This window comes from Faecalicatena contorta, assembly GCF_001404335.1.
In the GTDB taxonomy this organism is placed as follows: domain Bacteria; phylum Bacillota; class Clostridia; order Lachnospirales; family Lachnospiraceae; genus Faecalicatena; species Faecalicatena contortus_B.
This window is the reverse complement of sequence record NZ_CYZU01000045.1, coordinates 33,216-44,107: the sequence shown is the minus strand read 5'-3', so window position 1 is coordinate 44,107 and position 10,892 is coordinate 33,216. Positions and strand designations below refer to the sequence as shown.

General features: G+C 42.4%; 9 protein-coding genes. 1 reads left to right on the top strand and 8 read right to left on the bottom strand.

Annotated features, from left to right (window positions below; translation table 11 throughout):
* Positions 1-74: 74 nt before the first annotated feature.
* Together ARB69_RS26800 and ARB69_RS18815 are read right to left on the bottom strand one after the other, a co-directional pair.
* Complete coding sequence (locus ARB69_RS26800; RefSeq protein WP_157355670.1) at positions 75-218, bottom strand: hypothetical protein; 144 nt, start codon at positions 216-218, stop codon at positions 75-77.
* 166 nt (positions 219-384) lie between these two features.
* Positions 385-660, bottom strand: a complete 276-nt coding sequence (locus ARB69_RS18815) for a hypothetical protein (RefSeq protein ID WP_055154683.1) — start codon at positions 658-660, stop codon at positions 385-387.
* Between the two features lie 208 nt (positions 661-868).
* Between ARB69_RS18815 and ARB69_RS28335 the strand changes: the two genes are divergently transcribed.
* Positions 869-1,021 (top strand): helix-turn-helix transcriptional regulator, encoded by a 153-nt coding sequence (locus tag ARB69_RS28335; protein ID WP_334291950.1) that lies wholly within the window; start codon positions 869-871, stop codon positions 1,019-1,021.
* A 226-nt stretch (positions 1,022-1,247) separates the two neighbouring features.
* Here ARB69_RS28335 and ARB69_RS18810 read toward each other — a convergent pair whose 3' ends face one another.
* The 6 genes from ARB69_RS18810 to ARB69_RS18785 form a co-directional block, all read right to left on the bottom strand.
* Positions 1,248-1,913: a DUF5906 domain-containing protein gene (locus ARB69_RS18810; protein WP_330377731.1), complete on the bottom strand. Its 666-nt coding sequence runs from the start codon at positions 1,911-1,913 to the stop codon at positions 1,248-1,250.
* Between the two features lie 463 nt (positions 1,914-2,376).
* A complete protein-coding gene (gene yicI / locus ARB69_RS18805; RefSeq protein WP_055154682.1) occupies positions 2,377-4,740 on the bottom strand; it encodes an alpha-xylosidase in 2,364 nt (787 codons plus the stop codon).
* Positions 4,737-7,166, bottom strand: a complete 2,430-nt coding sequence (locus ARB69_RS18800; RefSeq protein ID WP_055154681.1) for a beta-glucosidase family protein — start codon at positions 7,164-7,166, stop codon at positions 4,737-4,739. Before ARB69_RS18800 ends, yicI begins: the two co-directional genes overlap by 4 nt.
* A 53-nt stretch (positions 7,167-7,219) precedes the next feature.
* A complete protein-coding gene (locus tag ARB69_RS18795) occupies positions 7,220-8,188 on the bottom strand; it encodes a sugar ABC transporter substrate-binding protein (RefSeq protein WP_055154680.1) in 969 nt (322 codons plus the stop codon).
* A 20-nt stretch (positions 8,189-8,208) separates the two neighbouring features.
* Positions 8,209-9,165, bottom strand: a complete 957-nt coding sequence (locus ARB69_RS18790) for an ABC transporter permease (protein WP_025656237.1) — start codon at positions 9,163-9,165, stop codon at positions 8,209-8,211.
* Positions 9,155-10,654, bottom strand: coding sequence for a sugar ABC transporter ATP-binding protein (locus ARB69_RS18785; RefSeq protein WP_055154684.1), 1,500 nt, complete (start codon positions 10,652-10,654; stop codon positions 9,155-9,157). Before ARB69_RS18785 ends, ARB69_RS18790 begins: the two co-directional genes overlap by 11 nt.
* Positions 10,655-10,892 lie beyond the last annotated feature (238 nt).

The following is a 10,892-nucleotide window of genomic DNA, read 5'->3' as shown; positions in this document are numbered from 1 at the left end:
CATGAATACGATAGCATGATGACTTGGATTGTACATTTTTATTTTCCATTAAATGTACATTTTTATTTTACCATTTACACCTCTCTATCTTTTCCCACAAAGTTCCAAAAACTCTTCACATCCCTCATATACTTTTCAATCGTCGCCTCTGATTTTTCTTCCCTGTACATTCTCCTTTTCAAATCCTGTAACATTTCCTCTTTCAGTTTATGCTTCATTGATATCGCCTCCTTGTCTTGCATGCTTTCAAATAGTATAGCCCAATGCGGGCGCTTCTATATATTAAAATGCTGTCGTCGATTTATTTTTGGATAACAATTAAAAAAATGGATGAGAAATCATCAAACCAAATGATTTTTCATCCATTTTGCATTTTGTATCCATTCAATCATAACCGAAGATATGATAACTGTTATAACGGAAAACATAATGCGAGAAAATGGGATGCTTCTTGAACTCTTCTTCATTTTCTATTTCATTGCGGTTCGCCACAACTGTCAGGTATTGTTCATTGTTCATAATAATACTGCTGATTACATCCGGCTCTCCTTCCACGCTTCTGTCTTTCCTCCTCAGACCGGTTCCAAATATCACCGCAACTCCAATCATCACGGCAACTACCATCTTCCATTTTCTTCCAATCTCTATCTTCATTTCCATTATATTACATCCTCTTCTTTTGCAGTCTATACATTGCAATTATATGAAAATTTTATACTATAATCAATGGAAAGGCATTCGTGTAAATGGAAAGAGGTGAAATCTTTATGGCTTAAAAATTACATTAATTAATGATATTTCCATTGGAGATAATCTTCGCAAGCTGAGAAATGCAACCAATCTTACTTAGGAACATGTCGTAGCACAATTGCAGTTGCGTAATCTCGCTACTTCCAGAAGTGTTTACTCACAAATTGAAGCCGGAACTTACAATATCCGCATCAGCGAACTGATTGCACTTGCGGAAATATTCCATACAGATTTCAACACTATTTTTAACGGACTGACATATGAAAAATAATCCTAGAGAACAAGTTATCTGTTGTTTGCTGTTGGCGGGGCTTGGAATGTGCCGTCTCACCTATAATCCGTCCCGGATTTTTAAATAGTTTCAAGTTTCCATTTACCCATATAAACGTATAAGCGTATACTTTATACATTTTCAATTTCCAACTTATTTCATTGCCCTGCAACTATAAGCATATACGTTTTTCTCTTCACATTACATTTTCTGTATTTTTTCCGTATCATCTATAACTCTCACAGCATATCTGTGTATGGATTCCCTGAAATCCTCTCGCATTTTTTCCGTTGTCTGAAGAAATGTTTGTAGAATACCGGATATTATATATCTTTTCGTTCTCTTTCAAATCCCCTGAAAAGCTTCTGGCGCTCATAGGCTTTTCTGCATTATCCTCACACCATCTGCAATATGCCTGATACAGTTTTCTGGAAGTTGCTGTTGTGTTCACTTCTAGACGGATATATCCGGTTGATTCCATAAAGGAAATAATGTTATTCGCGGATTCCATCGCTTCATGAAGATTTTTCTTTGCCTTCTCACTCAAAGTAAAACGATAATCATATTTCAATAAACGCTCCAATCCTTCCAGACACCAGAGGAAAATATCATCTGCTTCTTTTCGTAATTTCTCGATCAGATACGGATCATTCACTATTCCCGCCGGAATATCTTTTACCGTCAGAATGATCTGTCTCCGATAAAATCCATAAGACCGATCATGCGGTGCACTGAGACTTCCATTTCCTAAACAGCGGAACCTTACATACAGACTTCCCTGCACACTCTGCTTGGATTTTCTCTCCAGATCCATCTTGTCCTCCAGAGTAACAATAGATTTGATATAGTTGGTATCCTTCAGTGCTTCCAGCTTCATATCATCATCTACCATGAGAAGTTTATGTTCCAGATCTGCCCTTGCGAATCGGTATGCTCCACCTTCTGGATACTGCTTACATTCTTATCTTGTGCGGATATATTTCTTTTAGACATAAAATATGCCCCCTCCTAAGTAGCAAGTTTGTATTATTTTACTTGTCTACCTAGAAGGGAGCATATCAGCACAGCATGTGCTGTTATACATAAGGCAAGGGTCGTGAAGCCTTCAGCCCAGTTATTATCATAGAAGATCAGTATTTACAGACTTTTATTCACACACTCTGTTTCGGCTTAAAAATGGCAAAAAGATGCTGCCGCATCTATGATTTTCTAATCGTTGATGCGACAGCCCCATATCATAAGAAACGAGGTCTGGCATAATCTTTTAACCCCTAACCACCCCCTGAAACAACAAAGGAAGGCTTTTTTCGCTATCGAGGTCATCCTCATTTAAAAAACAAATATCTTCCTGTTTTTTATTTCCCCAAAATCACCTGCTCCCCTTCCGCTGCAACAACAGCGCTTCGCCTCTCCTTATCGTACTGCATCGTTCCTCCGCTTATGCTCCGGATTTCAGGAACATTGTAAAGTACATATGTTATCCTTTCATTTTTTCCACAACTAGACAAATAAATCTTATCTTTATCCGTATATGCCCTCACATTCAGCACAATATTACCTTCTTTGTCGGGGATCCGGCATTCTGCTTTCTCTCCCTCCCGTAATTCATAGATACCGATCTGCACATTTTCCGCGAAGGAATACCCGGCTGTTTTTTCATTGCTTCCCATCGGGAGAAGCGAATTCTCGGCCACGAATAAAGGCAGGGAATGATAATCGTATGTTTCCCGGTACCAGCGTCCTCCTTCTTTCCGTTCTCCGTTCAGAAGATGCGTCCACACACCTTTTGGGAGATAATACTCCCCAATTCCCTCTTTATTAAAAATCGGCGCTACCAGAAGACGATCTCCAAGCATATACTGCATATCGAGATATTTTACTGCAGGATCATTTTCATATTCCAGGATCATCGGTCGCATCACAGGAATTCCCGTCTTGTGCGACTCCACTGCCATACTGTAGATGTAAGGCATCAACTTCAATTTCAGTTTCGTAAATTCTCTGCACACTTCCACAGATTCTTCATCGAACAACCATGGCACCCTGTAGCTTTTGGAGCCATGTAGTCTGCTGTGAGTGGAAAGCAGCCCGAATTGCAGCCATCTTTTATATACATCTGCATCGGCTGCCAGTTCAAATCCACCAATATCATGGCTCCAGTAACTGAAGCCGGAGAGCATAAAGGAAAGGCCGCCTCTCAATGATTCTGCCATAGATTCATATGTGCCTGTACAGTCGCCTCCCCAGTGTACGGGGAATCTTTGGCCTCCCACCGTCGCACTTCTGGCAAATAAAACTGCCTCCTTTTCTCCTCTTTCTCTCTTTAACAATTCAAATACCGTCTGATTATATAATAATGTATAATAATTATGCATTCCCCATGCATCTGCTCCGTTTGCATAAGTCACATCAACAGGTATCCTTTCACCGAAATCTGATTTGAAACAATCGACTCCCATATCCAGCAGTTCTTTCAGTTTTTCCTGATACCAAATCACAGCTTCCGGGTTCGTGAAATCAATGACTGCCATTCCAGGCTGCCAGTTATCCACCTGCTTTACGCCCAAACCATCGGCGCGCATTAGGAAATAGCCTTTCTTCAACCCCTCCCGGAAGAATACCGTCCCCTGTGCTACATAGGGATTAATCCATACGCATATTTTCAACCCTTTGTCTTTATATCGCTTTAACATTCCCCTCACATCCGGAAATGTTTTCTCATTCCATTCAAAATCACACCAGTGCAGGCCTCTCATCCAAAAGCAGTCGAAATGGAATACGTCAAACGGCAGATCCCGCGCTTTCATCCCCTCGATAAATGAGTTAACAGTTTTCTCATCATAATCAGTCGTGAAGGAGGAACTCAGCCAGAGTCCGAACGACCATGCCGGAGGAAGTGCCGGTTTGCCCGTCAGACTCGTATAGTGCTCAATCACTTTTTTCATAGAACTTCCGCCAATCACATAATAACGCATCTCCTCTCCTTTTACGGAGACGCCGACTGCTTCTACCTTTTCGCTCGCAACCTCAAAGGACACGTCTGTGCTGTGATCCACATAGATTCCGTAATTTTTATTCGTTATATAGAACGGAATATTTTTGTAACTAATCTGCGATGAGGTTCCCCCGTCCTCGTTCCAGCAGTCTACAGTCTGACCGTTTTTTACAAATGCGGTAAACCTTTCACCAAGACCATAGACACATTCTCCCGCTGCCAGTGAAAACTCTGAGACAATATAAGGATTGTAGTCCTCAGCAAGATAATTTGTCTCCGGGTACTTGGTTGAATTTTTTCTGTCATGTCGCATGTATCCGACATTTTTAAACCCACATGATGTCATATCTTTCCCGTTTCTTTTGTAGCTGATATAGAACTCTTTTAGTCCCACATGTACACTAACATTCCCTGCTGACATCACCGCCTCATCCTCGCTGATGTCTATATTTACTTTACATTTTTCTCTATTCAGCATAAACCGGGGTTCTCTCTTTTCGTATCCTTCAAAATGAAAACATCTTACGGAAATAATATCCGCGCCGGCTGAGGTAAACTCAAACGTCAGCGTTCCGACGTCCAATGCGCCTGCGCGGCTGCAGATGGTCCGGAACGGAGCAATCACCCTCATGCCGTTTTCTATTTCTTCCACTTCGTACGCCTGTACCGCATAACATGCGTGAGCAGCCTCGCTCTTTTCCCAGAATCCCTCTGTAAATTTCATGGCTTACTCCTCCTGCTAATGTTCTGTAATACTTCCGCCTTTGCATAAAATCCTCTCGTTCTACCGTCGATTACTGCACTGTCAGCTACTTGCAACTGTTCCTGAAGACGGATATCCCTGCAGGACGCTCCAAGCGAAATGATGTAATTCCCCTTTTCCACAAACCATTGCATGTCACGGTCCAAGAAGGCAAACTGAGACACCTTCATCTCAAACCGCACTTTCTTTTCTTCTCCCTTTTTCAATTCCACTCTCACGAATCCGGCCAGTTCCATTGTCGGACGCACCATCTGCGATACGGCATCTGTAAAATACATCTGGACAACTTCTGTTCCGTCACAGCCACCTGTATTTTTAATCCGTGCTTCCACCTTGATGACAGACGACGCACTAACGACCTTTTCCTCGATTTTCATATCAGAATACTCAAAAGAAGTGTAGCTCAACCCATGTCCGAAATAATAGAGAGGCTCTGCCGTATCATTGATATATCCGTTTTTATTCCGAATCATTCCGGTGTGCCCAGCTGCAACATAGCCGCTTCCTCTCGGAAGGCCATAGTAAATCGGAAGCTGTCCTGCATTTCTTGCCACAGTGACCGGAAGACGCCCGGACGGATTCACCTCGCCGAAAAGCAATCTGCACAGAGCACTGCTTCCCATTTCTCCCGGCTGCCATACTTCCACGATAGCATTGAAATGTGACGCGGTAAACTCGTTTGACAGGGGACGTCCGTCATAATGAAGTACAACTGTTTTCTTATGTAATCCGTAAATTTTTCTTGCAAATTCCTCCTGTGCTCCCGGCAGATCAATGTCGGTAGCATCCACGCCCTCCCCAACCGTAGAAGTACTTCCCCAGCCATTTTTACCTCCGAGCGTCAGCAAGACTACATCGGCATCGGCCGTAGCACGCACTGCCTCTTCCATTCCGCTAAGTTCAGTTCCTGCACAGTTTATCCCCTTTGCAAATACCACCTCTGTGTTAGGAAGATATTCTTTTAATTTTTGATAAAGTGTTTTTGCTTTCGGAAAATCTTTCTGTATCCGCTTATTTACCCTGGGTGAGGTATCACGAACCTGTCCTATATATTCCTGATCAATATCATAGATAATGACTCCCGGTTCCTCAAAGTCCTGCCCATCTTCCTCTCTGGACATCGTCATATCGATTACTGCAGGATAAGAAAATGTCCCGAACAAGCTACGGATGTTGTCCGCATGAGGACCAACTACTGCAAGTTTTTTTATCTGTTTTGACAGTGGAAGAACATTGTTCTCATTTTTCAATAAAATAAAACTTTCCTCCGCTATCTTCTCATTCAGCCGCTCTGTTTCTTCTAAATGTAATGTCTTTTTTAGTTTTCTTAAATCTGGATAAGGGTTTTCAAAAATACCCATTTCAAACTTCATTCTCAGAACTCTCTCCACCGCCTGATCGATCACAGATATGCTCAGTCGCCCGTCATTTACCGCTTCTTTCATGCAGTAATGGAACCCTTTCGGTCTCGGATACTCTACATCCAGCCCGGCCTCAATTGCCTGAATTCCGGCCTCTTCAAATGTGGCGGCCACCGAAAATGGGTCTACCAGACGATCCACTGAGAGATAGTCAGAGACAACAAATCCACGGAAACCAAGCGCATTTCTCAGTATTTCTGTGAGCATCTTTTTCGATCCCACAACCGGTTCCCCATTGATGGAACCATATGAATTCATAACACTCTTCAAATTGGCTTCCGTTATTGCACACTGGAAAGGTTTGCAGTGAATTTCCAGAAGATCTCTCTCCGAAACAAGATTGCGCCCCATATTGATTCCGCCCTCTGTGACCCCATGCCCCGCAAAATGTTTTGCCGTTGCCAAAATACCTTTTTTCATATCCTCTGACTGAATCCCTCTGACAAAGGCACTTGACATCGCCGATACAAGAGCCGCATCTTCTCCGTATGTCTCTGTCATTCTTCCCCACCTCGGATCCCTGTCCACGTCCATCACAGGAGAGAGTGCCTGTCGAAATCCCACATACAGCATCTGGCGGCGTATGATATCCGCCATCTGCTCCACAATCGCCGGGTCAAACGTAGACGCCTGAGCGATTGCACTAGGAAATACATCAGCCTCCGTATACTGTGCCCCCGCACACGCTTCACAATGAATCAGTGCCGGAATTCCAAGCCTTGTCTCATTTACCAAATATCTCTGTAATTTGTCCGCGTACTTCACAATTTCTTCTACACTGTCTGCCACAGTAAATGCGCCAACATTCCCAATTCCGTTTGGTACATATTCCTTAAAATCAGGAATCTCCTCCGTGATTGTCACAAGACATGTAATCTGATCGATTTTCTCCTCAAATGTCATTCTCCGCATTAGGTCTTTAAGCCTTTCCTCCACCGGAAGGCTGCTGTCTTTGTAATTCGCCATCTCCTTTTACCTTCTTTCTTGCGCTGTCTTTCTGAATGGACTGCTTTATCGGATTATTTCAGATACTCGTCCACATTTTCTGCTGTGACGATTTTAAACGGAATGCTGACATCCTCGATATCTGCCGGGTCTGTCCCGTTTTTCAGGTCCTCGAAAATCTGAGCACCCGCTTCTGCCTGTGCTTTTGCATCCTGCAGAGAAGTCATCGTCATTTCTCCGTTTTTAATAGATTCCAGTGCGTCATCACTTCCGTCCACACCGAGCACCTGAATGCTGTCCTGTTTTCCCGCAGATTTCAATGCCTCAACAACTCCCAATGCCGCATCGTCATTCTGGCATACAATTGCGTCAAAACTGTCATATGACAACAGACAGTCATCCGCCGTACTCATTCCGAGATCTTTTGCGTTTTCCACGTTATATTCACCTAAAATTGTAATATTACTGCCTTTCAGAGCATCTTCCAGACCCTGTTTACGGTCAATATACTGCTGGTCGTTTGGTGCTCCTGTGAAGTATAAGATAGATGCTCCTTCCGGAAATACCTCTCGTAGGTATTCACCCTGTGCTTTTCCCGCATCATAGTTCGGAGAACCAACATAAATATATCCGTCATAGTCATCCCCGCCCGAAACCGTAGTCAAAAATGAGATGTAAGGAAGTCCTGCACTTTTCGCCGCCTCAAGAGCCGGTATAGATCCGTCCAGATCGTTGCTGATAGCTGAAACTACATTTACGTTCTGTACAATAAAATCATCAATTTGTCCGTTCTGTACATTTGTATCTCCACCCGCATCTGTGACCGTAATATCAATTCCTTTCGCCTCTGTCATCTCTTTTAAATACGTTCTGAATTTTGCACAATAATTGTACGTATCACTGTTGTTTGCAAATCCGACTAAGTACCCTTCACTTTTCTTACCTGTTTCGCCCGTATCACCTGTCTTGTCCGTACCGCATCCTGTCATTACCGTCACACATGCCATAATTCCCGCCACCATCACTGCTAATTTTTTCTTCATTATTTTTTCCTCCTTAATTTTTATTTACTTTTTTTATTTTCTTTTGTCTTAATATCAATAATCACTGCCACTGCGATTAACACCCCCTTCACAATCAACTGATACTGGGTGGATACATGCAGCAGATTCAATATGTTGTTGATCAATCCTACGATGACCGAACCGATCAAAGCTCCTGTTACCGTTCCGATTCCTCCTAAGAAGCTAGTCCCGCCCACAATCACCGCAGTAATAGCATCAAACTCATACCCTTCTCCCACAGAAGGCATTCCCGCCATCAAACGCGCCATCAGCACTACACCTGCCAGTCCTGTCAGTGCACCGCTCAGTGTAAATATCAGCCTCTTTATGCGCTTCGTATTAATGCCCGAGGCAATTGCCGCCTTCTCACTTCCTCCGATAGCATAAATATAAGTTCCGAATGTTGTCTTTTTCATCAATATCGCTATGACTACAACCATAGCAAGCATAATGATAACCGGAACCGGTATTCCGAGGACTGCCCCATATCCCAATGGTCTCGCTTTCTGCACGCCTCCGATTGTCTGCCCGTTTGTATAAATCTGAACAATTCCCTGAAGTACATAGGTCATAGCCAGAGTCGCAATAAACGGCTGTAGTTTATAGTGGGTAATTAAAAATCCGTTCACCCAGCCGCAAAGACATCCGATTGCGATACCCGCCAGTATCGCCAGCGGTAGATTTCCCGTTCCTGCAAGGATTCCCGCCGAAATGCACGCTGATGTTGTACATAAAAATCCCGCTGACAAGTCAATCATGCCTGATACGATAAGCATCGTCTCGCCGCAGGCAATAATGGTAACAACAGAAATCTGTTTTAATATGTTAATCAAATTCTGGGGTTTTAAAAAGTTATGATTAATGACTGCCGATGCAATAAATAAAAAAAACATGATAAGTACGATTCCGTATTTTCTGTATATCTCTCCCGATGATAATCTCTTCTTATTTTTCATCTTTCGCCTCCACAATTATTTTCATAATTTTATCCTGAACCAGATCCTCACGCCCTAAAATTTTTAACAATTTCCCGTCACCGACCACTCCTACTCTATGGCTCATGGAAAGCACTTCCGGCATATCAGAGGAGATGAGTATAATTGCCATACCCTGCCTCGCAAACTCTGTAATGAGGGAATAGATTTCTTCCTTTGCACCTACATCAATCCCTCTTGTCGGCTCATCTAAAATAAGAAGCTTAATATCCCGCACAAGCCATTTTGCCAATACTACCTTCTGCTGGTTTCCGCCGCTTAAATTCTCTGCAAGTGTACTCATACCCGGAGCTTTCACTGAAAGTTTCGAACAAATAGCATTTCCCTTTTTCTTTACCTGCTTTACATTCCAGAAACCTATTCTCGCAAACAAATCCCCATTCGGAAGTTTGATATTGTCTTCTATCGATCTCACACCCACAAATCCGTAAGTCCTTCTGTCCTCCGTCACCATTGCAATCCCATGCCGTATTGCATTTTTGACAGAGCGTATCTTTACCTCTTTTCCCTCCATCAGGATCTCTCCTTTTTCCAGATGATCCAATCCGAATATTGTCTGAACAATCTCACTTCTCCCTGCGCCTACCATACCTGCAAGGCCGAAAATCTCTCCTTCATGAACCCGGAACGAAATGTCTCGAAATACCCCGTCATTAGTCAAATTCTTCACTTCAAGCACAACTCGATCCTTATGTTCTGAAATTGGGGGATAGATATCTTCGATATCCCTCCCTACCATCATAGATATAAGCTGCTCTTCCGTAGTGTCTTTTATTTCCCCCGATGCAATCCACTTACCGTCGCGCAAAACTGTATATTCATCGCAGAGTGCGAAGACTTCTTCCAGCCTATGAGAGATAAAAACGAATGCAATCCCAGTCTCTTTCAGTTTGCATACTGTCTTAAAAAGAATGCCGGTCTCCGCACTTGTCAGAGATGATGTCGGCTCATCCATTATAATGACTTTACTGTTTCTCGAAATTGCTTTCAGAATTTCAATCATCTGACACTGAGCCACATTCAGATTCCCCATTTTTTCATCGGGGTCATAATCCAGGTTCATTATTTTTAATAATTCCTTTGTTTGCTTCTTTCTCTCCTTTTTGTTCAAAAATAATTTTCCTTTTTTCTGTTCTCTCCCTAAAAACAAGTTCTCTGATATCGTCAGCTCAGGTACATAGTTCAATTCCTGTGCAACAATAGAAATTCCTTGTGCATAGGCATCCTTCTCTGACTTCATATGAATCTCTGTTCCTTCACAAAAGACTGTTCCACCATAACCGGTATAAGTTCCCGACAATATCTTCATCAGTGTTGACTTGCCGGCTCCGTTTTCACCGACCAGTGCATGAACTGTGGAAGAGCGTATCTTCATATTGACCTGATCCAATGCGACTACACCCGGAAACTCTTTGCGTATGTTTTTTAGTTCCACAATTGTACGCCTCACCAAAATGTTCTCTCCTCCTTGTCTAAACGTTTTAACATTTATTTTTTCCAATCCTTTTTGTACGTTAGAATTATATCATATTTATCATGTTTATTAAATTAATTAGGTTTATTTTTGTTTATTTTGTATATTATTACTTGTCTAAACGTTTCAACAAATATGTCTAAACGTTTCAACACTGTTAAAAATAGACAGACACAAATGGTATTATTTTACAGAATAAAAGAGCCGGTTTCAC